This is a genomic window from Roseobacter weihaiensis, assembly GCF_020622345.1.
Taxonomy (GTDB): domain Bacteria; phylum Pseudomonadota; class Alphaproteobacteria; order Rhodobacterales; family Rhodobacteraceae; genus Roseobacter; species Roseobacter weihaiensis.
Genome location: NZ_JACNMO010000010.1, coordinates 43,718 through 68,357, shown reverse-complemented (window position 1 = coordinate 68,357; position 24,640 = coordinate 43,718). Strand labels below are relative to the sequence as shown.

Below are 24,640 nucleotides of genomic sequence, written 5' to 3'. Positions count from 1 at the left end.
CAAGACAGCCGCCTGCGTCCACAAAAACGCGCAGATTTGTCAGAATTTGTGGCTTTTAAGCCAATGCCCTTTCGACAGCCGCGCCCACGCGCAGCAGGGCTTCTTCGCAATTGGGTTGGCCCATCATCATCAGGCCGCAACTTGGGGTCTGCGTCGGCAGGCTCAGCGCGCACACACCCATGAGATTCCCGATGCGCGTGTTGCGCAGCGACAGCAGGTTTTCAGTCACGTAATAGTCGTGATCCCCGTTCAAACGCTCAAGATTCGGGGGCAGGATCGGGGCCGTGGGCAGCAAGACCGCGTCATACCCCGATGTGGCCCTGTCATAGGCACCGCGGGCCTGCTCCAAGGCGGCCCAGGCGGCGACATAGTCGGGCCCTGAGTGATTCTTGCCCAGCCGGAAACGGCTGAGAATCTCACCGTACATCGCCTCAGGGTTGGCCTCGATCACATCCCGCCAGAGGCCGTAAGCCTCTGATGTATAAACACAGCTTGTCAGTTTCATGGCCTCTGCGATCTCCGGCACCTCGATATGGCGGAGATGCGCCCCGGCGGCCGTCAGCTTGACAACTGCGTCCTGAAAAGCCTCCAGCGGAGCATCGCGCATATCCTCAAAAGCCACGGTCTTGAGGATGGCAAAACGCTTGCCCTCAAGCGACGCGCCCTCAAGGTCGGCAGGTTTCCGCCCCTCTAGTGCTGCCAGCAGCAATGCGGCGTCCTCGACCGAGCGGCACAGAGGGCCAACCGTGTCGAACCGGAGCGCCAGTGGGACAACCCCTTCCAGGCTCAGACGGCCGCTGGTGGTTTTCAGACCCACCAGATCGTTCCAGGCTGACGGAATGCGCACGGACCCCCCCGTGTCAGAGCCGATACCCGCGGCCGCCAGGTCAAAAGCAACAGAGGCAGCCGCGCCGGAGGACGACCCACCGGGCACGGCCTCTGCATCGTTCACGCAGGGGGGTGTCGCCGTGCTGGGGTTATAGCCCAGCCCGGAAAAGGCGAGCTCGCTCATATGGGTCTTGCCAAGGCAGACCAACCCCGCTGCCGTGGCGTTCTCCAAGACAACAGCATCCCGGTCCGGCACCCGCCCCTCAAGCAGCGCGGAGCCTGCTTCGGTGGCAACACCGGCAGTATCGAAAAGATCTTTCCAACTGATCGGCACCCCGTCAAGCAACGACAGCCTGTGGCCCGCACGCGCCCGCTCTGCCGCGGCCTGCGCCTCGGCAAGGGCCCGCTCCGCTGTGACCCGCGCGTAGATGCGGTCCCGCAAAGGATGCCCATCGATGGCATCAAGATAGGTTTCCGTCAGCGCGACGGGATCAACCGCACCCGCACCAATTGCCCGGCCCAAATCCGCCGCTGTCATCCTGAGCCAGTCTTGCATGCTTTATCCCGCCTTTTGATGACGCCGAAGGTAGCGACGCAAGCGCGCATGGACAATCCCCCGCAGCTGGCCATATTCAGAGCTATGAGTTCTGATTGTGATATCCTGATCGTTGGCGGCGGGCTGAACGGCCCCGCCCTGGCACTGGCCCTGGCAGAGGTGGGGCAGCGCGTGACCGTGATCGACGCCCTGCCTCTCAAAAGACGCAAAAGCAGCGGATTTGACGGCCGGTCCTACGCGATGGCGCTGACCTCGACCCGACTGCTGCAAGGGATCGGTGTCTGGGACGATCTGGTTGGTGACGCGCAACCGATGCTGGACATCAAGGTCACCGACGGACGCGCGGGCGAAGGGCCTTCGCCCTTTTTCATGCACTTCGACCACGCCGAGATCGAAGAAGGCCCGATGGGCTACATGGTTGAGGACAGACACCTGCGCCCGGTGCTGCTAGACGCGTTGAAAAAGCACAAGGGTATCAAGCAGTTGAGCGGTGAAACGGTGGTGTCACAGGAAACGGACGCCACCGGGGTCACGGTCACGCTGGCCTCGGGCAAGGCCCTGCGCGGCAAGCTGTTGGTGGGCTGCGATGGTCGGGGATCGGGCACGGCCACGCGGGCCGGCATCACCCGCACCGGCTGGGATTATGGTCAGACGGCGCTGGTCTGCGCGGTAGAGCATGAACGACCGCATCACGGCATTGCCCATCAGTTCTTCATGCCGCCAGGTCCGCTGGCGATCTTGCCACTGACCGGCAACAGATCCTCCATCGTGTGGAGCGAAACGCATGACAACGCCCGTCAGATCAACGCCATGAGCGTCGAGGATTACCTCAGCGTTCTGCGACCCCGGTTTGGCAGTTTTCTTGGGGGTTTTTCACTGGCAGGTGAGCGGTTTACCTATCCGCTGTCTCTGTCGCTGGCCAATAGCCTGGTCGCACCACGGATCGCGCTGGTGGGAGACGCCGCGCACGGGGTGCATCCGATCGCCGGGCAAGGCCTGAATGCGGGCGTGCGGGATGTCGCCGCACTGGCCGAGGTTCTGACAGATGCGCTGCGGCGCGGCGAAGACATCGGAGCGGCGGCGGTATTGACCCGCTATCAGACCTGGCGGCGGTTTGACAACACCACGCTGGCGCTGGCCACGGACACGTTTAACCGGCTGTTTTCAAACGATAACCCTGTGCTTCGCACACTGCGCGATGTCGGCATGGGGATTGTTGGTAACATGCCCTCTCTCCGCCGTGCTTTCATCCGCGAAGCCGCCGGCCTCACTGGGGATTTGCCGCGACTGCTGAAAGGCCAGAAGCTCTAGTCGAGGATGCGCGCTTCATCCACCAGCATCACCGGTATGCCATTGCGGATCGGATAGGCAAGGTTTGCGGCTTTGGAGATCAATTCCTGCCGCTCTGCATCGTATTCCAAAGTGGTCTGGCTGCGCGGGCAGATCAACGCTTCAAGCATACGCCGATCAAAGGCCACGTCGTGATCCGTCATTGCATCATCTCACTTTCCTGCCCGCCGCGCAGCTGGTATTCCAACAAGGTGACAAGCGTCTCGCGCCGCGTGGAGAGCGATGGCGCTTCGAGCAGCGCCTGCTTGTCCTCCGGGTCGAAATCCAGCATCATCGACAGTGAATTCACCAAAAGCTCATCATCCGCTTCCTTCAGCGTTTCCCAATCCGCCGACAGCTCGCGCGCATCAAAGTAGCGCCCCAGCAGCGTCAAAAAGCTCTCGCGCACAAATCCGGGGTCTTTTTCCTCTGGCCCGAGGTCGCGGTCAAATCCATCCCAGGCCACATCACAGCGACGGTAGGGCGTAAACCCTTCAACTTCCTTTATCACCCGAAAGCGCGAGGCACCGCCCAGCGTGATGAGATAGCGACCGTCTTCTGTCTCGGAAAACTGCATGACCCGCCCCGCGCAGCCGATCGTATGAAGACCGTTGCCATTGCGCCCCGGCACCTCATTGGGCTGGATCATACCGATCAGACGGCCAGGTGTTTTCAAGGCATCTTCCAACATCTGAAGGTATCGCGGTTCGAAGATGTGAAGTGGTAAACGCGCGCGTGGCAACAACAGCGCCCCGGTGAGGGGAAATATCGCAATTGTGTCCGGCAGCTCAGCAGCTTTAATCATGAGGTTGGACCTAGCCCGCCCGAAGCATCAGGCAAATATCATAGAGCTCAATTTGCGTCTGCCGTTCAGCACAACCGGATCATTTGGCTTAAGCGCTTCGAATATCGTGAAAAGTTGGGTCTTTGCCGCGCCATCATTCCAATCCCTGTCGCGACGGAAAAGCTCCAGCAACTCGGCCACTGCGCCTTCGATATCCTGATTGGCGTGCATCGCCTGCGCCAGATCAAACCGTGCCTGGTGGTTGTCAGGATCCGCCTCGACCGCCGCTTTCAGTTCCCCCACCGGGCCTGCACCTTCTGCCTGGCGCGCCAGTTCAAGCTGGGCAAAGGCGGCTTCAAGCTCAGGGGCCTTGGAGATTTCGGCAGGTGCGCCGTTCAGGATCGCTTCGGCCTGGTCCAGCTCACCCAGAGCGATGTGCGCCCGCACCAGGCCACCATACGCGCCTGCATGTTTTTCATCCTCGCCCAGAACGGCTGAAAAGGTCTGCGCGGCATCCGTGACGGCGCCTTCTGCCAGCATATCCTCGGCCGCGGCAACCGCATCAGCCAACCCGTCGCCCGGCGCCTCACCGCCCGACGCCTTCACCACACGGTCGATGAATTCCTTGATTTCGGAGGCGGGCAAGGCACCCTGAAACCCGTCAATCGGCTGGCCCTTGTGAAACGCATAGACGGTGGGGATCGACTGAATCTGCAACTGACCCGCAATCATCTGGGCCTCATCCACATTCACCTTGACCATTTTGACGGCGCCCTTGGCCGCCCGTACGGCCTCTTCCAGTTGGGGTCCCAGGGTCTTGCACGGGCCACACCAGGGCGCCCAGAAATCGACAATCACCGGAACGGTCTGAGACGCCTCCACCACATCCGCCATGAAGCTGGCTTCGGTAGCGTCTTTGATAAGGTCATCGGCTGCCGGTGCAGCCCCGAGGTTCAGGTCCATCATGTCATCGTCCTTCTACATGGGCGCTTGGAAGTATATGGGCGGAATATCCGTTTTTCAAAGGTCAAAGCTGGCAAATACCGGGGCGTGATCGCTGGGCTTTTCCCAGCCACGGGCTTCGCGCAGGATACGGCTGTTGTGCCCGGCCTGCGCGATGTCGGGCGTGGCCCAGATGTGATCGAGCCTGCGCCCCTTGTCCGCCGCATCCCAGTCGCGGGCGCGATAGGACCACCAACTGTAGAGCCTGCCATCGGGGATGTCGCGGCGCGTCAGGTCCACCCATCCCCCCGCGTCCTGCGCCTGAGCGAGGTGCTCGACCTCGACCGGCGTATGGCTGACCACCTTGAGCAGCTTTTTGTGATCCCAGACATCGTCTTCGCGCGGGGCGATGTTCAGGTCGCCCACCAGAATGGATTTCTGCGGTCGGTCCTGATGAAACCAGTCCCGCATCCCGGTGAGGTAATCGAGCTTTTGGCCAAATTTCTCGTTCACCTTGCGATCCGCAACATCGCCCCCTGCGGGAACATAAAAATTATGCACGGTGACGCCGTTCTCCAGACGTCCTGCAATATGGCGGGCATGGCCAAGTGTGGCGAAATCCTCCGATCCCGCTTCCTCCATTGGAATTTTCGACAGGATGGCCACCCCGTTGTAGCCCTTCTGGCCCCGTGCCACCACATGGGCGTATCCAGCCGCCGCAAAGGCGTCGAGCGGCATCTTCTCCACCGGGCTCTTGCATTCTTGCAGGCAGAGCACGTCAGGGGCTTCTTCGGTCAGCAGCTTGAGCACCAGCGGCTCGCGCAGGCGGACAGAATTGATGTTCCAGGTTGCCAGGGAAAAAGCCATGAGGTCACTCCGCAATTCAGATCTGGCGGCACCCTACGCGTCTGACGGGCCGGGCACCATGCCCAACCTTCATCATCAGGTTTTTCCACGGCTGACAAGAGGAGGATCGCGGTCGCTGCTCCGGGACAAAAAAAGACCGGGCACAAGGCCCGGCCAAGTCCAACAGGGAGGTGCATGTCATGACCCGGACATGCGCGGGTTGGGTATGGAATAGCAAATCTTAGTTAACAGATTATTGATTCAAGTCAAAAATCCGAAAAACCACTATGCGATCAGCCGATAACCGCCGGATTCGGTCACAAGAAGGCGGGCATTGGACGGATCTGGTTCAATTTTCTGACGCAGACGGTAAATATGCGTTTCGAGCGTATGGGTGGTGACCCCGGCGTTATAGCCCCACACCTCGTGCAGCAGGACATCCCGTGGCACAACCCCCTCGGTTGAGCGATAGAGAAACTTTAGGATATTGGTCTCCTTCTCTGTCAGCCGGATCTTTTTATCGTCTTCGGTCAGAAGGGTCTTCATCGCGGGCTTGAACGTATAGGGGCCAAGCTGGAAGACCGCGTCCTCGGATTGCTCGTGCTGGCGTAACTGCGCCCGGATGCGCGCCAGCAAAACCGGAAACTTGAAGGGTTTGCTGACATAATCATTAGCCCCTGCATCCAGACCAAGGATCGTATCGGCATCGCTGTCATGCCCGGTGAGCATCAGGATCGGGCTTTTCACTCCCTGCTTGCGCATCAGACGGCACAGCTCCCGCCCGTCGGTGTCGGGCAGACCGACGTCCAGAATGACGAGATCGTAAAGCGCCTCTTTGGCCCGGACCATTGCATCAGCACCGTTTGCAGCCTCAAAGACATCAAAATCTTCCGTCATGATAAGCTGCTCGCTCAATGCATCGCGCAGGTCATCATCATCGTCTACCAAAAGGATTTTTTTCAATTGGGCCATCAGATCACTCCGTTGTGTAGAGGCAAACATGTGTATTTCATCGCGGTGTCTCAAGCTTGGGACAGGACGGCTCACAGCCTCGTGTTGCAAAGCAGGGCAAATGTTTCAATTCCGCTACAAATGCCATAGATCAGGGCAGGAATCGTCAGGCATTGTAACATCATGAGCTTCGCACCCGATCTCAAAGAGCTATTGGCCCGGGCCCGTGCAGACCTGCGCATGGGAGTTCCCGTGGTTGTGGATGGTCCCGCACCTATCGTGATGGCCGCCGCCGAAACCCTGGATGAGGCGCGGCTTCAAGACCTGCGCGCCCTGTCTCAGGAGACAGCGCTGGTCATCACCGCACGGCGGGCGCAGACACTCAAGGCGCGCGCCTATGATGGCGACATGGCACGGGTTGCGCTTCCGGCAGAGGTCGCATTGGACTGGGTCCGCAGCATTGCCGACCCGGCAGATGACCTCAGGTATCCGATGCGCGGACCGCTTCGGTGTGCACGGGGCGGCGATGTGGCAACCTACCGTCTGGGCGTTGCACTCACCAAATCCGCGCGGCTGCTGCCTGCGGTTCTCTGTGCGCCGATCACCGATGCGCAGACGTTTGCCGCCCGGCATCAGCTGGTGTACCTTGACGAGGCCATGGCACGCCCCTTGCTGGTGGACCGCAGCCCGCTGCATCCGGTGGTCAGTGCGCGGCTCCCGATGGAGGTGTCGGAGGCGGGCCGTTTGCACATCTTTCGCCCTGAAGATGGCGGAGAGGAACACTACGCCATTGAAATCGGCCGGCCGGATCGGGCGCAACCGGTGCTGACACGACTGCATTCCGCCTGTTTTACCGGGGATCTCATGGGGTCGCTGAAGTGCGACTGCGGTCCGCAGCTCCGCGCGGCTTTGGCGCAGATGGGGGCGGAGACACATGGCGTCCTGCTTTACATGAACCAGGAGGGGCGCGGCATTGGATTGGCCAACAAGATGCGCGCCTATGCGCTGCAGGATCAGGGTTTCGACACGGTCGAGGCCAACCACCGGCTGGGCTTTGAAGATGACGAACGTGACTTCCGGCTTGGGGCGGACATCCTGCGCGCCATGGGGTTTGCCAAGGCGCGCCTGCTCACCAACAACCCGCGCAAAGTCGAGATGATGACCGCCAGCGGGATCGAGGTGACGGAACGGGTGCCGCTGCATGTCGGGGAAAATCGCCACAACAAAGACTATCTCGCCACCAAAATCGCCAAGTCGGGTCATCTGAAATGAAACGCGACGATCTTGTCCTGACGCCACGGGGTCTGCGCTTTCAGGGGCGGATATACCCCTGTACCATTGGCAAGACCGGCGTCACTTCCCGCAAGCGCGAAGGGGACGGGGCAACCCCGCGCGGCACGCACCGCATCGTTGGCATGCTCTACCGCCCGGACCGCCTTGCGCGGCCCGCCCCCTGGGCGCTGCCCATTGGTCCCCGTGATCTGTGGTCCGATGATGAGAGCGACGCAGACTACAACATGATGGTGCGCGCGCCCTACCCGCACAGTCACGAAAAACTGCGGCGCAGCGATCCCCTATATGATCTGGTGCTGCTGACCGACTGGAACTGGCCCTATGCCGTGAAGGGGCGGGGATCTGCGATCTTTATCCATCAATACAGACGGCCTGGCTATCCCACCGAGGGCTGTATCGCGCTGGCGCGGGAAAACCTGCGTGATATTGCACCGCGGATCACCTTCCAGACACGCCTCATCGTCCCCTAGAGCGGTCAGGCACTTTCGGATCAGCCCGGCACACGCTCCCCAAAGATAGCGGAGCCGACACGGACATGGGTCGCACCAAAGGAAATCGCTTTCTCAAAATCGCCGCTCATTCCCATGCTGAGACCCGAGAGGCCGTTGCGCTCAGCTATCTTGGCCAGAAGCGCGAAATGCAGGGATGCCTCCTCGTCGATGGGCGGGATGCACATGACGCCCCCCACAGGGAGATCGAGCACCCGGCATTCCTCGATGAAGGCATCCGCCGCCTCTGGCAGAACACCTGCCTTTTGTGGCTCCTCACCGGTGTTGACCTGAACAAAAAGTTCAGGACAGCTGCCGGTTTCCTGCGCCAGTCGTGCAAATGTCTTTGCCAGCTTGGGACGGTCCAGCGTATGGATCGATTGGAAAAGCTCGAATGCCTGGCGGGCCTTGTTGGTCTGCAGCGGCCCGATCAGGTGCAGGTCGATATCTGCATAGGTCTCGCGAAAGGCAGGCCACTTTCCTGCGGCCTCCTGCACGCGGTTTTCGCCAAAGCATCGGTGGCCTGCCGCAAGGACAGCATCTACCCGTGCGCCCGGTTGCACCTTTGAAACAGCGATCAGCTTCACCGACCCCGGATCACGCCCTGCTTTTTGCGCCGCTTGTGAAATCCGGTCCGAAACATCCTCAAGACCCATTTTTCCCCCAAGGTTTTAGATGGCGGACAACATCATGCCACCGTCGAAATGAAAAGGGGCGGACCCAAAGGCCCGCCCCAAATTCAAAGTATGCCGGTCGACTTAGAAGTCGAAACGCACACCAAGGTCAGCAACGGTGTTTTCGGCTGTGTTACGACCGACCATGCCGTGCAGCTTGACACCGCCACCCAGGGAGTGGGCGAAACCGACACCGTATTCGTCGTCCAGACCGTCAGCACCACCACCGGCGTAGGATGCCAGGATGTCTGTGGATGCGCCAACTGGGAAGGAGCCGGAGATACCGTATGCAACGTCATCGTTGTCGGCGTCCGTGTCACCGACGAAGAAGACAACGTCTGCAGCACCGATGGAACCGGTTGCAGTTGCTGTCCAGAAGTCGACGTCAACACCGTTCAGAGTTGGATCTGCGTTTGCATCTCCGAAGTCAGCCGTACCGTAGGCTACGCCGAACGTCCAACCGGAGAAGTCGTAGGATGCACCGATTTCGAAGGCTTCAAAATCGTCCGTTGTGGTGGACTGGTCATTCTCGTCGTAGTCTTCGGAGTAGCTTGCCATCACAGCAAAGTCACCCGCTTCGTACTTGACGTTGATACCGTTGGCACCGGCACCTGTGCTGTCGAACGCGTCGATTGGCGCGTCGCCGCCGGCAAATGTACCGTAGTGACCGATTTGACCGATCAGGCCGGGCTCAAAGCCGAAGAAGTTGATAACTTCTGCAGCATCGTGAACACCGGATACGTTACCAACGCGAACGCGGAAGCCGCCTGCGGACACTTGGAAACGTGCGCCGGAGAACACACCTTGGTCGGCTGTGCCATCTTCGTTGTCGTCAGCTTGAACGCGGATACGTGCGGCAAAGCGAACGCCGCCGTCAGTTTCTGTCGACGAGTCGATGTTCAGACGGTAACGGCTTTCCAGGCGTGTTTCTTCCAGATCACCTGTATCGTTTGCGCGGTCTTCTTCATAAAGAATACCAAAACGGCCATAACCGCTGAAGGTTACGTCAGCTGCAACGACGCCGGCTGTGCCAACCAGTGCCGTTGTAGCGATAAGAAGTTTTTTCATGAACTTATCCTCGGTTTCATTCTTTGCCCAAGAGGAGAATCCCTCATGAACCTAAAAATGGTGTCGCCTTTTCAGACCCCTTTTTGCAAGAACTTGGAGCATCCTCACGCGAGACACGGCGAAAATGGTGCAGCTTTGCCACACTCTTTTTCAGGCCCTGCGGCACGACAAATCGCCAGCGCATAAAAATAAGTTCGTTCGCCCTGTAAAGAAGCCGGATATGGCTCTTGTCCCTGCCAAGACAGATAGATTACCTTGCTCCTTGATTTGAAGGAGCAAACGGCACAATGGCACAGGCTTTTTTTCGACATGGAATCGCGATGGCCGCAGCGGCTGTTCTGTTGGTTGGCTGTGGCGGCGTGCAGCCGTCGGCGGTGAGCCAGCCTGCGGGCAGCGCAATCGACGCGGACCGGGGGGACCGTATCGGCGGTGGCGGAACCACCGCGGGCGGCACCACGATCTGGGACGCGTTTCGCGTCGGAGATCAGGAGCAAACGGTTTCTGTAAACAAGTATCTCTGGGCGGCTTCGCTGGAAGTGTTGAACTTCCTTCCGGTTCAATCCGTCGATCCGTTCACCGGTGTCATCATAACGGATTACGGGACCCCCCCGGGCAGCGGTCGCGCCTACCGTGCGACGATCCTGATCGATGATCCCGCACTGGATGCACGGTCGCTCAACGTCTCGTTACAGACCCGCAACGGCCCCGCAAGCGCGCCCGCCGTGCGCGCGGTCGAGAACGCTATTCTAAGCCGTGCGCGCCAGTTGCGCATTGCAGATGATGCCCTTTAACCGGCGCTGACGGAGGCCTTTTCTGACAAACCCGCCTTTTCCAGCGCACCCACATGATCTGCAGCGCCGGGCACCGTGCAAAAGGCGGCTCCCGGCGCTCTCACGTCACAAAGGACGCAAATAATGTCGCGTTACACTCCAGCAGAAATCGAAGCCCGCTGGCAGGACGTCTGGTCCAAGAACGAAGTCTTCAAGGCCGCACGGTCCGCGGACAAGCCCAAGTATTACGTCCTTGAGATGTTCCCCTATCCGTCCGGGCGCATCCACATGGGGCATGTGCGCAACTACACCATGGGCGATGTGATCGCGCGCTACAAACTGGCGACCGGTCATAGCGTTCTGCACCCTTTCGGGTTTGATGCCTTTGGGCTGGCTGCCGAAAACGCGGCGATGGAACGGGGCATCCACCCCAAGGACTGGACCTATCAGAACATCGACGACATGATCGCGCAGATGAAGCCATTGGGCTTTAGCCTCGACTGGTCGCGTCTCTTTGCCACCTGCGATGTTGACTACTACGGACAGCAACAGGCGCTGTTTCTCGACATGCTGGAAGCAGGCCTCGTCTATCGCAAGAACGCGGTCGTCAACTGGGACCCGGTGGACATGACAGTGCTGGCCAACGAACAGGTCGAACAGGGGCGCGGCTGGCGCTCCGGCGCGCTGGTGGAACGGCGCGAGCTGACGCAGTGGTTTTTCAAGATTTCCGACTATTCAGAAGAGCTGCTGAGCGCGCTCGACACGCTGGAAAACTGGCCCGCCAAGGTGCGTCTGATGCAGGAAAACTGGATCGGCAAATCGCGCGGGCTGCAATTTGCTTTCTCTACCATCGACGCGCCCGACGGCCATCACCGGATCGAGGTCTACACCACGCGGCCCGACACCCTGATGGGTGCCTCCTTTGTCGGTATCTCGCCAGACCATCCGCTCGCCAAAGTACTGGAACGCGACAACGCGGAGGTTGCGGCCTTCTGTGCGGAATGCCGCAAGGGCGGCACCACGGAAGAGGCGATTGAAACCGCCGAAAAGCTCGGGTTCGACACCGGCATCCGCGTGCGGCACCCTTTTGACACCGCGCATGAACTGCCCGTCTACATCGCCAACTTCATCCTGATGGACTACGGTACCGGCGCGATCTTTGGCTGCCCGGCCCATGACGAACGTGATTTCGAATTTGCGACCAAATACGATCTGCCAATCATCGCGACCTATCTGCCCTCCGAAGACGCCTCTGACGTGCTGGAGGCCGCCTATGTGCCTGCCAAGACAGAAAAAGTGTTCTACAACCGCGGGTTTGCCGGTGAGCCCCATCAGACCGGGCTGGAAGGCATTGATGCTGCCATCGACTTCTGCGAGGCCAATGGCGTGGGGCAAGGTGTCACCAAATACCGCCTGCGCGACTGGGGCCTGAGCCGCCAGCGCTATTGGGGCTGCCCGATCCCGGTGGTGCATTGCGACGCCTGCGGTGTGGTCCCTGAAAAGAAAGAGAACCTGCCCGTCGAGCTGCCCTATGACGTCAGCTTTGACACCCCCGGCAACCCGCTCGACCGGCACCCCAGCTGGCGCGACACGCCCTGCCCCTCTTGCGGCACGCCTGCCCGGCGCGAGACGGACACGATGGACACTTTCGTGGACAGCTCCTGGTATTTCGCGCGGTTCACGGCCCCCAAGGCGGACACCCCGACGGTCATGGAGGACGCGCAATACTGGATGAACGTGGATCAATACATCGGCGGGGTCGAACATGCGATCCTGCATCTGCTCTATTCGCGCTTCTTTGCCCGCGCGATGCAGATCACCGGCCACCTGCCTGCCTCCGCGGTCGAACCGTTTGATGCGCTTTTCACCCAGGGCATGGTCACCCATGAGATCTACCAGACCCGTGATGCCAACGGCCGCCCGGTCTATCACCTGCCCGAAGAGGTCATGGACGGCAAGCTTGCCGATGGCACGCCGGTCGAGGTCATCCCCTCGGCCAAAATGTCCAAGTCCAAGAAGAACGTAGTTGACCCGCTCAACATCATTTCCAGCTTTGGCGCGGACACGGCCCGCTGGTTCGTGCTCAGCGACAGCCCGCCGGAACGGGACGTGGAATGGACCGCTTCGGGGGCGGAGGCCGCGTTCAAACATCTTTCCCGGGTCTGGACCCTCTGCGACCGCATCGCTGCGATGGACAAGGACGCCGCAGGAACCGGTGACGAGGATTTGCTGCGCGCCATGCACGTCTGCATCCATGACGTGACGATGGGGATCGAATCCTTTGGGTTCAATGCAGCCATCGCAAAGCTGTACGCCTTCACCGCGACCCTGCAGAAATCCAGGGCGAGCCACGCGGCCCAGCGCGAGGCGATCATGACGCTGGCGCAGCTGATGTCCCCGATGACCCCGCATCTGGCCGAAGACATCTGGGCCCACCAGGGCGGCGAGGGCCTTGTCACCACCGCCCCCTGGCCCAGAGCGGATGACAGGATGCTGGTCTCCGACACCGTGACCCTGCCCATTCAGGTCAACGGCAAACGCCGGGCAGAAATCAGCGTTCCGGTGGATATGCCCAAGGAAGAGGTTGAAAAAGCCGCCCTCGCAGATCAAGCTGTAATCCGGACCCTTGACGGGGCGACACCGAAAAAAATCATCGTGGTTCCGGGACGGATTGTGAATGTCGTTGTATAACCGCCGCGCTCTTCTCGCTCTGCCGCTGGCCCTTGCTGCCTGTGGTTTTACGCCTGTTTACGCCCCCGGCGGCTCGGGCAGCGCGCTGCAGAACAGTGTCGAGGTCGTCGAGCAGAACAATGCCAACGTCTATATGGTCAACCGCAGAATAGAGGAAAGGGTCGGTCGCGCCAGCGTCCCGAAATACCGCCTTTCTCTTGACATCCGGACCTTCTCTGAGACCCTCGCCGTCGACAGTGAAAGCAATATCAACCGGTTCAACATCATCGGCGAGGCAGATTACACGCTGGTCGAACAAGCCACCGGCAGGGTGGTGACCTCGGGCAAGGTCGACAACTTCACCGGTGCCTCTGCAACCGGAACCACGGTCGCAACCCTTGCCGCCAGACGCGATGCCCGCGAGCGGCTGATGACGCTTTTGGCCGATCAGATCGTGGTGCGGTTGCTCAGCACCGATCTGACATGAAGCTCTCGACGCGGGACGCCACGGTCTATTTCGCGAAGCCTGATCCCGACAAGACAGGCCTGCTGATTTATGGCGGGGACGCCATGCGGGTCTCGCTCAAGCGGCAGCAGGTGTTGGCCGCGCTGCTGGGGGACGGGGCGGAAGAAGAAATGCGCCTCAGCCGGATGAGCGGCAACGATCTGCGCAAGGACCCCGCCTTGCTGCTGGATGCCGTCAAGGCGGTCGGGTTTTTCCCCGGCGCGCGCGCGGTTTTTGTGGAGCAGGCAAACGAAAACGCCGCCCCCGCCATCCTGACGGCGCTGGAAGACTGGCAGCCGGGGGATGCGCAGATCATCGTGACCGCCGGCGCGCTCAAGCCCACGTCGAAATTGCGCAAGGCCTTTGAGGCACACCAGAATGCCTTTGCTGTCGGGATCTACGACAACCCGCCCACAGGTGAAGAGATCGAACAGGCGTTGCGCGATGCGGGCCTGCCAATGCCGTCGGGCGACGTGATGGCCGCGCTTAATGATCTGGCGCAGGCGCTGGACCCCGGCGATTTCCGCCAGACGGTCGAGAAACTGTCGCTCTACAAGCTGAACGACCCCGCGCCTCTTTCCATGGCGGATATTGCCGCCTGTGCCCCCACCTCGACCGAAGCGGATGTGGATGACGTGCTGATGGTCGTCGCCGAAGCGCGCGCGCAGGAAATCGGGCCGATGATGCAGAAACTGGTGGCGCAGGGGGCCAGCCCGGTCGGCCTGTGTATCGGGGCAACGCGTCACTTTCGCGCGCTGCACCGGGCCGCGTGCGATACTTCCGGCAGGCCGGTGATTTTTGGCCCAAACCGCGACCGGATGCTGGCGCAATCCCGCAAATGGGGGGCGGTACGGCTCGAAACCGCGCTGACCGTGCTGACCGATACCGACCTGCAACTGCGCTCCGCCGGGCAACATGCGCCGGGCATGGCGCTGGTTGAGCGGGCTTTCATTCGGCTGGCGATGCTCGCCGGTCGCTAGACACCAAAAAAGGGACATCACAAATGTACACCGTCGTCGGCCCCATGAAATCCCGCGCGATGCGGGTTCTCTGGATGCTCGAAGAGCTGGGCGAGCCTTATGCGCATGTGCCTGCCGCCCCGAGATCGGACGAAGCCAAGACCTATAACCCCTCCGGCAAAGTCCCGGCCCTGATGGACGGCGACGACCTCCTGACCGATTCGATGGCCATTCTGACCTATCTGGCCGACAAACACGGCAGGCTCACAGCCCCCGCCGGGACGATTGCCCGCGCGCGGCAAGACGCGCTGACCTTCTGGCTCATCGACGAATTTGACGCGGTGCTCTGGGCGGCGGCGAAACACAGTTTCGTGCTGCCGGAAGAGCACCGCTTGCCTGCCGTGAAAGCCTCGTTGAAAGCCGAATTCAGCACCTCTGCCGCCAAACTCTCTCAGCGGCTGGAGGGAGAATTCCTGATGGGTGACCACTTCAGCCTGCCGGATATCCTGGCGTGTCACTGTCTGAACTGGGCGGTGGGCGCAGGATTTCCGCGCGTCGACGAGAAACTCTTTGCCTACGGTAAATCCCTGCGGGCACGCCCCGCGTTTCAGGCCGCTGCGGCCAGGTAATCGGCCGCGGACAGCCCTGCCCAACGGCCCGTCGCGAGGCAGGCTGTCAACAGGTACCCGCCCGTAGGCGCTTCCCAATCCAGCATTTCGCCGGCGCAAAAGACACCCGGCCGGGCTTTCAGCATCAATCCGGGCGTCAACGCTGCAAACCGCACCCCCCCGGCGGTCGAGATCGCCTCATCCATCGGGCGCAGCCCGGCATAGTTGATGGGCAGGGTCTTGATCGTTTTGACCCACGCCGCCCGTTCCGGCAGCGCGCCCGCTGTCATCTCGAAAAACAACGCTGTCTTTGCCTCGGGCAGACGCAAGGTGTTTTTCAGCCAGTGCCCCAATCGCAGTTTTGAGGGTTTCTGCGCCAGTCTGGCCAGTGCCTTTTCCGCAGGCTGGTCCGGGATCAGATCCACAAACAGCGCCTCGCTCTGCCGCAACGCCGGCGTCAGCGCATAGAGGCCACCCCCTTCGAGCCCCCGCGCGGAAATCGCGGCCTCCCCCCGCGAGGTCAGATTGCCTGCACGCCAGCCGACGGTTTTCAGCGCCGCCCCGAAATGCGGTCTCATGTGATGCGACCACTTCACCGAGAGCGCCGCATTCGCGGGCGCAAAGCGGGCAAGATCGCATCCCGCCCCGCGCAGCGTCTCGGCCCAGGCCCCGTCCGAGCCGAGCCGCGCCCAACTGGCCCCGCCAAGCGCAAGGACCGTGGCATCCGCGGCCAGGGTCTGACGCCCGGACGGTGTTTCAAACACGGCCTCGGCCCCGTCCCATCCCCTCCACCGCCAACGCACCCGCCGGTGCACGCCAAGCCGGTCAAGGCGCGCAAGCCACGCCCGCAAGAGCGGTGACGCCTTCATGGCCGCTGGAAAGACCCGCCCCGACGATCCGGTAAAGACCGGCTGACCCAACCCCCGCGCCCAGTCCTGCACGGCACCCGCATCAAAGGCTGCGATCATCGGGCGCAAAGCCTCGGACGCACCGGTGTACTGACGCATGAAGGGATCGAACGCCTCGTCCTTGGTGAGGTTCAGGCCTGACTTGCCGGCCATCAGGAGTTTCCGCCCGATGGAGGGTTTGGCCTCACAGAGGATGACCCTGATCCCCGCTTCTGCCAGGACATCAGCCGCCATCAACCCCGCCGGCCCGCCCCCGATCACAAGTGCCGTGCGCACGCCATATCCTGTGGTTGTTCGGGCCTCATCATGCTGTGGGTTTCCACCTACTGGTCCTCTTTCAATCCGGGCATCGCCCCCTAGTTACCTGACGACCCCCTGAGCGACAGAGCAAGCCGAATGTCCGACCCCATTTGCCCCCTATGCGGACGCCCGATCCCGAAGGGCGTCAAGCAAAGCCGTCACCACCTTGTGCCGAAGCTCAAAGGGGGCAAGGGCGGGCCGACGGTGCTGCTGCACCATATCTGTCACCGCGAAATCCATGCCTCTCTGACAGAGGCTGAACTGGCGCGGGACTACAACACCGTGGAAGCGCTGCGCGACCATCCGCGCCTTGCAAAATTCGCCCTCTGGGTGCGCAAACGCCCACCGGAGTTCACATCAAAGGTTCCGGGCGGGATGCGAAAACGCCAGCGTTAGTGACACAACTCCTTGATACCTGTGGCGACGTCACGCGGGGCCGCGACCGTTGCCTGCACAAGATCGACCGCTTCGGCGGCGATGCGATCCGCGGGGACAATGCGGTCGATCAACCCGAACGAAAGCGCTGTCTCTGCGTCGATCTTTTGTGCGCCCATCAGCAAAAGCCTGGTACGGGCCGGGCCGATCAGCGCCGCCATCCGCCCCGGATCACTGGGCTGCGGCAAAAACCCGAGCTGCATCACCGGATAGAAAAACGTGGCATGCGGCGGCGCAATACGCAGATCACAGGCAAGCGCCATGCCAAAGGCACCGCCTGCGAGCGTGCCGTTGAGGGCAGCAACCGTCAGGCCGGGCAGGCCTGCAATCGCGCCTGAGAGATCCTCCCAAAGCGGCGAGGTGGCAAGGCCCGCACGCGCCGCCTCCAGATCAGCCCCCGCGCTGAAGATCTTGCCCTTGCCCGTCAGAATAACGGCGCGCGCCTCCTGCGCGGCCCGCATTGTCTCGACCAGTTGACCCAGCATCTCGGCCGTCAGCGCATTGGCCTTGTCCGGTCGGTTCAGTGTCACCGTCCAGACATCGCCCTCGCGATCCACGTCGATCATATCAGGCCGACCTTGCGCCGGATGGCGTCGTCCCGCAGCGAGATTTCCTGACCACACCATTCGTCCGCCTCGGGCCTGCACATCCACAGCAGAGCCCGCGCAGGCCAGTCAGGCGGAATATGCACCTCCCAATCAAGCTGACTGACCGGGTTGATGCCACTTGCCTTGATCTCGCGCTGCATCTGCGTGGCCACCGTACCGGGTGACAGCCCGATGGCGCGGATGCCATGGCTGCGTTCTTCGCCATCGAGACACCGCGTGAGCATGTGGACCGCCGCCTTAGAGGCACAATAGTGGCTCCAGGCCTCGATCGGACCATGTGCCGCGCCCGAGCTGATTGTCAGCACCGAGCCGCCGCCCGCCTCTTTCATCACCGGCAGCACCGCGCGCATACCGTTGAAAACCCCCTTGAGGTTGATGTCGATCACATCGCCCCAGCCGTCGGGGTCGGCGCTGGCAAGATGCGAAATAGGTTCGATCACACCCGCATTGTTGACAAGGACATCGACCGTCCCAAAGGTTTCCTGCGTGGCCTCGACCGCCGCTGCCATCTCGCTGTAACGCGCCACGTTGCAGGGAATGGCTAAGGCCTTTGGCCCAATCTCGCCGGCCAGATCAGCGATCTCGCTCTGGCCCCGGGCCAGCAGGGCCACATTGGCCCCCGCCTGCGCGAAAACCCGAGCGGCCTCGGCGCCAATGCCGCGGCTTGCCCCGGTAATCATCACGGTTTTGCCTGTCATATCCATAACGGCCGTCCTCCTTGGGGGGATTGTCGTCTCTGTGGTACTGCGCAGCGCGCCGGGGGTCCACCCCATCTCCTCTTGACCATCCTGCGGGCATGGCAGACGATACGCGGGTAAACCGGTAAAAAGGATCGTTTCATGCCCTCTCTCACACGTCATATCCTTGCCAGCACGGCCCTGACCCTGCTTGCACCTGCGGCTTTCGCCGATCTTTCGGCAGATGACGTCTGGAACGATTGGAAAACCTACATCAGCAGCTTTGGCTATGAGGTTACCGGGCAGGAAAACCGCGCCGGAAATGTCTTTTCGGTGACGGGTGTGACCATGACCACCGGACCGGATGCCGCCGGTGGCGCGGCGACCATCGCGATGGACCAGATCGTGATGACCGAGCAGTCGGATGGCACGGTGACGATTGATTTGCCGACCGTCATGCCCTTCGAGATGGCCACCCCCAGCGAGACCGGTGGCACGACGCGGATCTCGATGGACTACCGGCATACCGACCTTGCCATCGTGGCTTCCGGCACGCCGGAGAACATGCGCTATGACTATGAGGCAGACAGCGTCACGCTGGAGAGCACCGGGTTCGAAGTCGACGGGCAGATCCTGCCACCTGAGAGCAACGTCATCGAGATCGTCTTCGAGGACATGACCGGTGACACGGAAATGACGCTGGACGCGCAGCGTCGCTATACGCAGGCGCTGCAGGTCGGCAATGTGCGATATGCATTCAAGGTGTCGGCCCCGGAGGCAGATGCAACCAGCGATATCACCGGGCAGACAAGCGATATTACCTTTTCGGGCGACAGCGTCATCCCGTTGCGCGCCATCGACCCCGGTGACATCGACGCCATGCTCGCTGCGGGCTTTACGGCCGATGGTACCTTCACGTTCGCCGCCAATGCGATGACGCTCGCGCTGTCCGGAGAGGATGGTGCGGTCGATGCCTCGGTGCTGGCAGGGGACGGCGATCTGGATATGGTGATGGGGCCGGATGGTATGACCTATGAGGTCACGCAAAACGACCTTGAGGTTGAGATCACTTCGGCTCAATTCCCTGTGCCGATCAACTTTGACGTAGCCAAAAGCGCCTTCAACATGGCGATGCCCCTGCGCAAATCGGACACGCCGGACGACTTTGCCCTGGGCTTCAACCTCGAGGGTTTTTCCGTGTCAGATGCCATCTGGGGTCTGTTTGATCCCACCAGCCAGATCCCAAGGGACCCGGCAACCATTGCCCTGGATCTGGTGGGCAAGGGACGGCTGCTGTTCGATTTCCTCGACCCCTCGGCTGCCGATGTCAGCAACGACCCGGATATCACGCCCGCTGAAATCGATGCGCTGGACATACAGAGGGTGCAGATCACAGCTGCCGGGGCCGAGTTGACCGGTCAGGGGGCCTTTGAGTTTGACAACAGCGCCGATGGTGCGCCACAGCCGCAAGGGTCTGTCGATCTGAAGCTGACCGGCGGCAACGGGTTGATCGACAAGCTGGTCGCCACCGGTCTCCTGCCCGAAGAGCAGGCGATGGGCGCGCGTATGATGATGGGTCTGCTAGCCGTGCCCGGGGCCGAGCCCGACACGCTGAATTCAAAGATCGAAATCAACGCAGAAGGCCATGTTCTGGCCAACGGTCAGCGCATCCAATAGGCTTTCGCATCTGCGCTTTTTCAGACCGCCCCTTGCCGATCGGCCTGTGGGCGGCTACCTCATGCGCACGCAAGCGGAGCCCCCTATGACGCAGCCTCTCAACGATCTGACCGAACGCCTTTTGAAAGCTGCAGAACGGGCGGGGGCCGATAGCGCCGATGCCATGGCCGTGCGGGGCACGTCGCTGAGCATCGAGGTCCGGGGGGGCGCGCTGGAACAGGCCGAGAGGTCCGAGGGCGTTGACCTGGGGTTGCGCGTTTTCCTCGGCCACCGCAGTGCAAATGTGTCCGCGTCGGACGTCCGCCCGTCGACCCTTGAGGATATGGCGATCCGTGCGGTGGCCATGGCGAAGGAAGCGCCGGAAGATCCGAACGCGGGTCTGGCCACCTCGGATCAGTTGAGCAGGGATTTCGACGTCGCAGCCCTTGAGCTGAGCGATCCGGCGCCTGAGCCGTCGCCTGCGGCCCTTCAGGAGGATGCCGCAACAGCCGAAGCGGCGGCCCTTGAAAACAAGGGGGTGTCGCAGGTTCAGGCGGCTTCTGCCGGGTATTCCGCGCGTGAAGTACACCTGGCTGCAACCAACGGGTTTTCGGGCGGCTATCGGCGCACCGATCGGGGCCTGTCCTGCGTCGCCATCTGCGGCACAGGCACGGAGATGGAGCGGGACTACGACGGAGACAGCCGCATCTTTCAATCGGATCTGCGCCACCCGCAGGACATTGGCCGCAGGGCCGCTGAAAGGGCTGTCGCGCGGGCCGGTGCGCGCAAACCTCCTACTGGCAGCTATCCCGTGCTTTTTGACGAACGAATCGCCTCGACCCTGATTGGTCACCTGCTGGTGGCGGCAAATGGGGCCTCGGTGGCCCGCGGGGCATCATGGCTCCGCGACGCATTGGGAACGCAGGTCCTGCCTGCCGGGCTGTCGCTGCATGAAAACCCACACCGCGCACGGGCATCAGGCTCCCGGCCGTTTGACGCCGAAGGCTTGCCCACGCAGCCGCGTGACATCGTGGCAGAAGGCCTCCTGACCGGGTGGACCCTTGATCTGGCAACCGCCCGAAAGCTCGGCATGCAGTCGACCGGGAATGCGGCGCGCGGCACCTCGTCCGGCCCGTCACCCACCACGTGGAATGTGGCGCTGACACCGGGGCAAAACAGCCGCGAAGATCTGATCCGGGATATGGGGACCGGCCTGCTGGTGACCTCGATGATCGGGTCAACCATCAACCCCAATACCGGTGATTACTCTCGCGGGGCTGCCGGTCTCTGGGTCGAGAATGGCGAGATCACCCATGCGGTGAACGAATGCACCATCGCCGGGAACCTGCGCGATATGCTGTTGAACATCATACCTGCCAATGATGCGCGCGCGCATCTCAGCCGTGTGGTGCCATCGCTGCTGGTTTCGGGAATGACCCTTGCCGGCAACTGATCTGACGCTCATCACGCACGCCATCCGGACAGCCGGGCGGATCGCAACAAGCTACGTGGAGAGCGGCGCGCAGAGCTGGGAAAAGCCGGGCAACGCCGGCCCCGTCACCGAAGCGGATCTGGCCGTGAACAGCTATCTGGAAACGGTTCTGAGGCTGGCGCGTCCTGACTATGGCTGGCTGTCTGAGGAAACCGAGGATAACGGGGACCGCTTGTTGCGCGACACCGTCTTCATCATCGACCCCATTGACGGGACCCGCAGCTTTGTTGAAGGCTCAAAAACCTGGGCACATTCCATTGCCGTGGCGCATCAGGGCACCATCACGGCAGGCGCTATTTTTCTGCCCCGCCGCGGGCTGCTCTATACGGCGGCACGCGGGCAGGGCGCGATGCTCAATGGTGCGCCGCTTGTCACGACAAAGGCAAGCAATCTGGAAACAGCCGAAGTGCTTGCCGCCAAACCGATCCTGTCACCGGATCATTGGCCCAATGGCGTACCGGGCTTTGACCGCGCCTACAGACCATCGCTTGCCTACCGGATGGGTCTGGTCGGCCAAGGTCGGTTTGACGCCATGCTGACCTTCCGTCCGACATGGGAATGGGACGTGGCCGCAGGTGCCCTGATCGTTGAGGAAGCACAGGGCGCCTGCAGCGACAAAACCGGGGCGGCGCTGCGCTTTAACAATCCCGAACCGCTACTCAATGGCGTTGTCGCTTCGGGGCAGCCTTTACATGCACGCCTGATTGATGCTTTGGGCAGATAACCGGGGCACCGGCTTGACCCCGGAAGACATATCGGCAACCTTTCGCCCACTACCTTCTGATCTAAGGAAGACCTCATGACACAACGGCTGCACCTCGTTTTTGGTGGCGAATTGGTTGATCCCAGCCAGAATATTTTCAAAAATGTGGACGACATTCATATCGTTGGCATCTTTCCCAATTATGCTGCCGCATTCGATGCCTGGAAAGCAGAAGCGCAGCGCACCGTGGATAATGCGCATATGCGCTACTACATCGCGCATCTTCATCGCCTGCGCGACGAGGAAGCCGCCGCATCCTCCACCGAAGAGCTGGGCTGAATTCAAATGGGCCGCTCATTGGGATTGGCGGCCTATCGCGCGCTGTCCCGCCGCACATCAGAAGGCCAGTTTGTACCCAGCGGTGCGCGCCCGGTGGGCCAGCTTGTCTGGATACATGCCGCCGAAGCGCAGAACCTGCTGGCGATACAGGATCTTGCCCAACGGCTTTGTATGGCAAGGTTTGGTCTGCATGTTCTGATAACCCTACCCGATCAGCACAGCTATGATGCAGCACAGGCGACCTGGCAGCCAGACGAGCGCATGCATCTGGAGCTTGCCCCAACCGAGCATCCCCATGCGGTCAACGCGTTTTGGCGCCATTGGGTGCCGGATATGGCGATCTGGGCATGGGGCGGATTGCGCCCCAACCTGCTTTATCATGCGCACAAGAAAACCTGCCCTGTCGCCCTGATAGATGCAGATGCCTCGGGCTTTGACGGCAGGCGGGACAGATGGTTGCCTGACCTGTCGCGCCAGTTGCTCCAGCCCTGTGCCGCGCTTCTGGTCCGATCCAGTGCGGCCCTGAAGAAGCTCGAAAACCTCGGCGTCAGCACCGGGCGCATTGATGTGACCCCGCCGCTGCAGGCGGGCGGGCATGCCCTCTCCTGTCACGAAAGTGATCTGGCGGACCTGTCTCAGACACTGAGTGGGCGGCCAGTCTGGCTGGCCAGCAACGTGCAGCAGGCCGAGCTGAAAACGGTCCTCAAAGCGCACCGTCAGGCGATGCGACTGGCGCACCGGCTGCTGCTGGTACTGAACCCCGCAGAAGGCAGCCCCATGGATGCTTTTGCAAGGCAAATCACCGATGACGGGTTACGGCTGGCGGACTGGTCAGCAGGCGACAGCCCGGACGATGCCACACAGGTCCTGCTGGCACCCGATCATCGCGACCTGGGCCTTTTTTACCGGGTGGCGCCGGTGACGTTCATGGGAAGTTCGCTGGCCACAGGCCACAGCGGGCGCAATCCTTTCGAGGCCGCGACCCTGGGGTCAGCCGTGCTTTACGGTCCGAATGTCAGGCGCTTCATGCCGTTTTACTCGCGGCTGGCCAAGGCCGGTGCGGCCCGGATCGTGAAAGACGCCGAAACACTGGGGGCGGCTGTGACGCAGTTGATCGCCCCTGATCAGGCCGCCGCAATGGCGCATGCGGGGTGGGATGTGGTCAGTCAGGGCGCTGATCTGACGGACCGGGTGATTGAGCTCGTGCAGGCGGGTCTTGACGGGGAATTGACGGTGCACAATGCGCGCGCCTGAATTCTGGTTCACCTCGCCCCAGCAGCCGTCCTGGCAGGCCCGGCTGCTGGGGCCATTGGGCTGGCTCTATGCCCGCGCCACGGCCCGCCGCGTGGCGCATCCTGCCTCTGCCAAGCTGGATGTCCCCGTCATCTGTGTCGGCAATCTGAACGTCGGCGGAACCGGTAAGACCCCCACTGTCATGGCCGTGCTCGGCGCGCTGACGGACCTGCAGCAGACACCCCACGTTGTGAGCCGGGGCTATGGCGGCACGCTCAAGGGGCCGGTGCGGGTGGACCCGTCACGTCACACCGCCGCGGAGGTCGGCGACGAGCCCCTCCTGCTGGCTGCCTTCGCAGAGGTCTGGGTGGCCGAGGATCGCGCCGCCGGGGGCCAGGCTGCCGCAAAGGCCGGTGCCAGCGTTGTCGTGCTCGACGATGGCTTCCAGAATCCCTCCTTGCACAAAGACCTGAGCCTCATTGTCGTGGATGCAGCCCAGGGCTTTGGCAACGGGCGTTGCTTGCCCGCAGGCCCGCTGCGCGAACCGGTCCCGGTCGGGCTGGCACGGGCAGATGCGGTCTTGTCCATCGGTCCCCCGGAGGCGCAAGCGCGCTTTGACACCGACCTGCTCCCCTTGCAGCTGCCGCATCTGCGCGCGGCGCTCACACCGCTGCAGACCGGCATGGTCTGGACCGAGACCCGCGTGGTGGCCTTTGCCGGTATCGGGCATCCCGAAAAGTTCTTTGCGACGCTGCGCAGCCTGGGCGCGGAGGTCATCCATACCGAACCCCTGGACGACCACCAACCGCTGACCCCCGCCTTGATGACCCGGCTGGAGGCGGATGCAAAACGCCATGCCGCGCAACTGGTGACCACGGAGAAGGATGCGGTGCGTCTGCCTGCCAGCTTTCGCAGCAAGGTCATCACCCTGCCCGTGCGCCTGTCGTTTGAGGATGGTGGTGCGGCGCTAAAGGCCCGGATCGCGCAGGTCATGGACCGCCAATAGCAAAGCAGACGA

General features: G+C 61.9%; 26 protein-coding genes. 15 read left to right on the top strand and 11 right to left on the bottom strand.

All coding sequences use genetic code 11. The features are described 5' to 3' along the window. Positions 1-55: 55 nt before the first annotated feature. A complete protein-coding gene (locus H7847_RS13160; RefSeq protein ID WP_227269941.1) occupies positions 56-1,384 on the bottom strand; it encodes an amidase in 1,329 nt (442 codons plus the stop codon). A 48-nt stretch (positions 1,385-1,432) separates the two neighbouring features. On the opposite strand from H7847_RS13160, the gene H7847_RS13155 reads away from it, so the two are divergent. Next, entirely contained in the window at positions 1,433-2,695 is a 1,263-nt protein-coding gene (locus H7847_RS13155; RefSeq protein ID WP_227269940.1) for an FAD-dependent monooxygenase, read from the top strand. Here H7847_RS13155 and H7847_RS13150 read toward each other — a convergent pair. The 5 genes from H7847_RS13150 to H7847_RS13130 all read right to left on the bottom strand — a co-directional run bounded on the left by H7847_RS13150 (position 2,692) and on the right by H7847_RS13130 (position 6,257). After that, positions 2,692-2,877 (bottom strand): Trm112 family protein, encoded by a 186-nt coding sequence (locus H7847_RS13150; RefSeq protein ID WP_227269939.1) that lies wholly within the window; start codon positions 2,875-2,877, stop codon positions 2,692-2,694. The two genes, H7847_RS13155 and H7847_RS13150, sit on opposite strands and share 4 nt — an antisense overlap. After that, positions 2,874-3,518, bottom strand: a complete 645-nt coding sequence (locus tag H7847_RS13145; RefSeq protein WP_227269938.1) for an LON peptidase substrate-binding domain-containing protein — start codon at positions 3,516-3,518, stop codon at positions 2,874-2,876. The genes H7847_RS13150 and H7847_RS13145 overlap by 4 nt, the downstream gene beginning before the upstream one ends. 27 nt (positions 3,519-3,545) lie before the next feature. Beyond that, complete coding sequence (gene trxA / locus H7847_RS13140) at positions 3,546-4,463, bottom strand: thioredoxin (RefSeq protein WP_227269937.1); 918 nt, start codon at positions 4,461-4,463, stop codon at positions 3,546-3,548. Between the two features lie 54 nt (positions 4,464-4,517). Next, positions 4,518-5,306: an exodeoxyribonuclease III gene (locus H7847_RS13135; RefSeq protein WP_227269936.1), complete on the bottom strand. Its 789-nt coding sequence runs from the start codon at positions 5,304-5,306 to the stop codon at positions 4,518-4,520. Between the two features lie 264 nt (positions 5,307-5,570). Then, positions 5,571-6,257 carry a response regulator transcription factor gene (locus H7847_RS13130; protein WP_227269935.1) on the bottom strand — a complete coding sequence of 229 codons (687 nt, stop codon included), beginning with the start codon at positions 6,255-6,257 and terminating at the stop codon, positions 5,571-5,573. 162 nt (positions 6,258-6,419) lie between these two features. Between H7847_RS13130 and ribA the strand changes: the two genes are divergently transcribed. Beyond that, a complete protein-coding gene (gene ribA, locus H7847_RS13125) occupies positions 6,420-7,508 on the top strand; it encodes a GTP cyclohydrolase II (protein ID WP_227269934.1) in 1,089 nt (362 codons plus the stop codon). Next, positions 7,505-7,999 carry a L,D-transpeptidase family protein gene (locus H7847_RS13120; RefSeq protein ID WP_227269933.1) on the top strand — a complete coding sequence of 165 codons (495 nt, stop codon included), beginning with the start codon at positions 7,505-7,507 and terminating at the stop codon, positions 7,997-7,999. The genes ribA and H7847_RS13120 overlap by 4 nt, the downstream gene beginning before the upstream one ends. A 20-nt stretch (positions 8,000-8,019) precedes the next feature. On the opposite strand, the gene H7847_RS13115 is transcribed toward H7847_RS13120, so the two are convergent. Together H7847_RS13115 and H7847_RS13110 are read right to left on the bottom strand one after the other, a co-directional pair. Continuing rightward, positions 8,020-8,673, bottom strand: a complete 654-nt coding sequence (locus tag H7847_RS13115; RefSeq protein WP_227269932.1) for a YggS family pyridoxal phosphate-dependent enzyme — start codon at positions 8,671-8,673, stop codon at positions 8,020-8,022. Between the two features lie 102 nt (positions 8,674-8,775). After that, on the bottom strand, positions 8,776-9,759 hold the full coding sequence (locus H7847_RS13110) for a porin (RefSeq protein WP_227269931.1): 984 nt from the start codon (positions 9,757-9,759) through the stop codon (positions 8,776-8,778). Positions 9,760-10,046: 287 nt separating this feature from the next. Here H7847_RS13110 and H7847_RS13105 point away from each other — a divergent pair, with 287 nt between their 5' ends. The 5 genes from H7847_RS13105 (at position 10,047) to H7847_RS13085 (ending at position 15,292) form a co-directional block, all read left to right on the top strand. Then, the gene (locus H7847_RS13105; RefSeq protein ID WP_227269930.1) at positions 10,047-10,550 is read left to right on the top strand and encodes a DUF3576 domain-containing protein; all 504 of its coding nucleotides are present in this window, start codon (positions 10,047-10,049) and stop codon (positions 10,548-10,550) included. 123 nt (positions 10,551-10,673) lie between these two features. After that, positions 10,674-13,220: a leucine--tRNA ligase gene (gene leuS / locus H7847_RS13100; protein ID WP_227269929.1), complete on the top strand. Its 2,547-nt coding sequence runs from the start codon at positions 10,674-10,676 to the stop codon at positions 13,218-13,220. Next, on the top strand, positions 13,207-13,686 hold the full coding sequence (locus H7847_RS13095) for an LPS assembly lipoprotein LptE (RefSeq protein WP_227269928.1): 480 nt from the start codon (positions 13,207-13,209) through the stop codon (positions 13,684-13,686). The genes leuS and H7847_RS13095 overlap by 14 nt, the downstream gene beginning before the upstream one ends. Next, positions 13,683-14,684, top strand: a complete 1,002-nt coding sequence (holA, locus tag H7847_RS13090) for a DNA polymerase III subunit delta (protein ID WP_227269927.1) — start codon at positions 13,683-13,685, stop codon at positions 14,682-14,684. Before H7847_RS13095 ends, holA begins: the two co-directional genes overlap by 4 nt. A gap of 23 nt (positions 14,685-14,707) precedes the next feature. After that, a complete protein-coding gene (locus tag H7847_RS13085; RefSeq protein ID WP_227269926.1) occupies positions 14,708-15,292 on the top strand; it encodes a glutathione S-transferase family protein in 585 nt (194 codons plus the stop codon). On the opposite strand, the gene H7847_RS13080 is transcribed toward H7847_RS13085, so the two are convergent. Further along, positions 15,271-16,455: a TIGR03862 family flavoprotein gene (locus H7847_RS13080; protein WP_227269925.1), complete on the bottom strand. Its 1,185-nt coding sequence runs from the start codon at positions 16,453-16,455 to the stop codon at positions 15,271-15,273. The genes H7847_RS13085 and H7847_RS13080 overlap by 22 nt on opposite strands. A gap of 120 nt (positions 16,456-16,575) precedes the next feature. Between H7847_RS13080 and H7847_RS13075 the strand changes: the two genes are divergently transcribed. Next, positions 16,576-16,875, top strand: coding sequence for an HNH endonuclease (locus tag H7847_RS13075; RefSeq protein WP_227269924.1), 300 nt, complete (start codon positions 16,576-16,578; stop codon positions 16,873-16,875). Here H7847_RS13075 and H7847_RS13070 read toward each other — a convergent pair. Further along, positions 16,872-17,480 (bottom strand): enoyl-CoA hydratase/isomerase family protein, encoded by a 609-nt coding sequence (locus H7847_RS13070; RefSeq protein ID WP_227269923.1) that lies wholly within the window; start codon positions 17,478-17,480, stop codon positions 16,872-16,874. The genes H7847_RS13075 and H7847_RS13070 overlap by 4 nt on opposite strands. Beyond that, positions 17,477-18,226 (bottom strand): SDR family oxidoreductase, encoded by a 750-nt coding sequence (locus H7847_RS13065; protein WP_227269922.1) that lies wholly within the window; start codon positions 18,224-18,226, stop codon positions 17,477-17,479. Before H7847_RS13065 ends, H7847_RS13070 begins: the two co-directional genes overlap by 4 nt. A 135-nt stretch (positions 18,227-18,361) precedes the next feature. On the opposite strand from H7847_RS13065, the gene H7847_RS13060 reads away from it, so the two are divergent. The 6 genes from H7847_RS13060 to lpxK all read left to right on the top strand — a co-directional run bounded on the left by H7847_RS13060 (position 18,362) and on the right by lpxK (position 24,628). Next, positions 18,362-19,876 carry a DUF2125 domain-containing protein gene (locus tag H7847_RS13060; RefSeq protein ID WP_227269921.1) on the top strand — a complete coding sequence of 505 codons (1,515 nt, stop codon included), beginning with the start codon at positions 18,362-18,364 and terminating at the stop codon, positions 19,874-19,876. A gap of 85 nt (positions 19,877-19,961) precedes the next feature. After that, positions 19,962-21,308 (top strand): TldD/PmbA family protein, encoded by a 1,347-nt coding sequence (locus H7847_RS13055; protein WP_227269920.1) that lies wholly within the window; start codon positions 19,962-19,964, stop codon positions 21,306-21,308. Then, positions 21,295-22,071 (top strand): 3'(2'),5'-bisphosphate nucleotidase CysQ, encoded by a 777-nt coding sequence (locus H7847_RS13050; protein ID WP_227269919.1) that lies wholly within the window; start codon positions 21,295-21,297, stop codon positions 22,069-22,071. The genes H7847_RS13055 and H7847_RS13050 overlap by 14 nt, the downstream gene beginning before the upstream one ends. A 75-nt stretch (positions 22,072-22,146) precedes the next feature. Then, on the top strand, positions 22,147-22,389 hold the full coding sequence (locus H7847_RS13045) for a DUF4170 domain-containing protein (protein WP_227269918.1): 243 nt from the start codon (positions 22,147-22,149) through the stop codon (positions 22,387-22,389). Positions 22,390-22,395: 6 nt separating this feature from the next. Further along, positions 22,396-23,643, top strand: a complete 1,248-nt coding sequence (locus tag H7847_RS13040) for a 3-deoxy-D-manno-octulosonic acid transferase (RefSeq protein ID WP_227269917.1) — start codon at positions 22,396-22,398, stop codon at positions 23,641-23,643. After that, positions 23,630-24,628: a tetraacyldisaccharide 4'-kinase gene (lpxK, locus tag H7847_RS13035; RefSeq protein ID WP_227269916.1), complete on the top strand. Its 999-nt coding sequence runs from the start codon at positions 23,630-23,632 to the stop codon at positions 24,626-24,628. The genes H7847_RS13040 and lpxK overlap by 14 nt, the downstream gene beginning before the upstream one ends. Positions 24,629-24,640 lie beyond the last annotated feature (12 nt).

What these genes read in the sequence shown, in the direction of transcription:
- H7847_RS13095 (WP_227269928.1), top strand. Translation starts at nt 13,207, where the DNA reads ATGTCGTTGTATAACCGCCGCGCTCTTCTCGCTCTGCCGCTGGCCCTT.
- H7847_RS13150 (WP_227269939.1), bottom strand. Translation starts at nt 2,877, where the DNA reads ATGACGGATCACGACGTGGCCTTTGATCGGCGTATGCTTGAAGCGTTG.
- H7847_RS13065 (WP_227269922.1), bottom strand. Translation starts at nt 18,226, where the DNA reads ATGGATATGACAGGCAAAACCGTGATGATTACCGGGGCAAGCCGCGGC.
- H7847_RS13130 (WP_227269935.1), bottom strand. Translation starts at nt 6,257, where the DNA reads ATGGCCCAATTGAAAAAAATCCTTTTGGTAGACGATGATGATGACCTG.
- H7847_RS13120 (WP_227269933.1), top strand. Translation starts at nt 7,505, where the DNA reads ATGAAACGCGACGATCTTGTCCTGACGCCACGGGGTCTGCGCTTTCAG.
- H7847_RS13110 (WP_227269931.1), bottom strand. Translation starts at nt 9,759, where the DNA reads ATGAAAAAACTTCTTATCGCTACAACGGCACTGGTTGGCACAGCCGGC.
- H7847_RS13135 (WP_227269936.1), bottom strand. Translation starts at nt 5,306, where the DNA reads ATGGCTTTTTCCCTGGCAACCTGGAACATCAATTCTGTCCGCCTGCGC.
- H7847_RS13060 (WP_227269921.1), top strand. Translation starts at nt 18,362, where the DNA reads ATGCCCTCTCTCACACGTCATATCCTTGCCAGCACGGCCCTGACCCTG.
- H7847_RS13155 (WP_227269940.1), top strand. Translation starts at nt 1,433, where the DNA reads ATGGACAATCCCCCGCAGCTGGCCATATTCAGAGCTATGAGTTCTGAT.
- H7847_RS13085 (WP_227269926.1), top strand. Translation starts at nt 14,708, where the DNA reads ATGTACACCGTCGTCGGCCCCATGAAATCCCGCGCGATGCGGGTTCTC.
- holA (WP_227269927.1), top strand. Translation starts at nt 13,683, where the DNA reads ATGAAGCTCTCGACGCGGGACGCCACGGTCTATTTCGCGAAGCCTGAT.
- H7847_RS13040 (WP_227269917.1), top strand. Translation starts at nt 22,396, where the DNA reads ATGGGCCGCTCATTGGGATTGGCGGCCTATCGCGCGCTGTCCCGCCGC.
- H7847_RS13105 (WP_227269930.1), top strand. Translation starts at nt 10,047, where the DNA reads ATGGCACAGGCTTTTTTTCGACATGGAATCGCGATGGCCGCAGCGGCT.
- H7847_RS13115 (WP_227269932.1), bottom strand. Translation starts at nt 8,673, where the DNA reads ATGGGTCTTGAGGATGTTTCGGACCGGATTTCACAAGCGGCGCAAAAA.
- H7847_RS13145 (WP_227269938.1), bottom strand. Translation starts at nt 3,518, where the DNA reads ATGATTAAAGCTGCTGAGCTGCCGGACACAATTGCGATATTTCCCCTC.
- H7847_RS13055 (WP_227269920.1), top strand. Translation starts at nt 19,962, where the DNA reads ATGACGCAGCCTCTCAACGATCTGACCGAACGCCTTTTGAAAGCTGCA.
- H7847_RS13160 (WP_227269941.1), bottom strand. Translation starts at nt 1,384, where the DNA reads ATGCAAGACTGGCTCAGGATGACAGCGGCGGATTTGGGCCGGGCAATT.
- ribA (WP_227269934.1), top strand. Translation starts at nt 6,420, where the DNA reads ATGAGCTTCGCACCCGATCTCAAAGAGCTATTGGCCCGGGCCCGTGCA.
- trxA (WP_227269937.1), bottom strand. Translation starts at nt 4,463, where the DNA reads ATGATGGACCTGAACCTCGGGGCTGCACCGGCAGCCGATGACCTTATC.
- H7847_RS13070 (WP_227269923.1), bottom strand. Translation starts at nt 17,480, where the DNA reads ATGATCGACGTGGATCGCGAGGGCGATGTCTGGACGGTGACACTGAAC.
- leuS (WP_227269929.1), top strand. Translation starts at nt 10,674, where the DNA reads ATGTCGCGTTACACTCCAGCAGAAATCGAAGCCCGCTGGCAGGACGTC.
- lpxK (WP_227269916.1), top strand. Translation starts at nt 23,630, where the DNA reads ATGCGCGCGCCTGAATTCTGGTTCACCTCGCCCCAGCAGCCGTCCTGG.
- H7847_RS13045 (WP_227269918.1), top strand. Translation starts at nt 22,147, where the DNA reads ATGACACAACGGCTGCACCTCGTTTTTGGTGGCGAATTGGTTGATCCC.
- H7847_RS13075 (WP_227269924.1), top strand. Translation starts at nt 16,576, where the DNA reads ATGTCCGACCCCATTTGCCCCCTATGCGGACGCCCGATCCCGAAGGGC.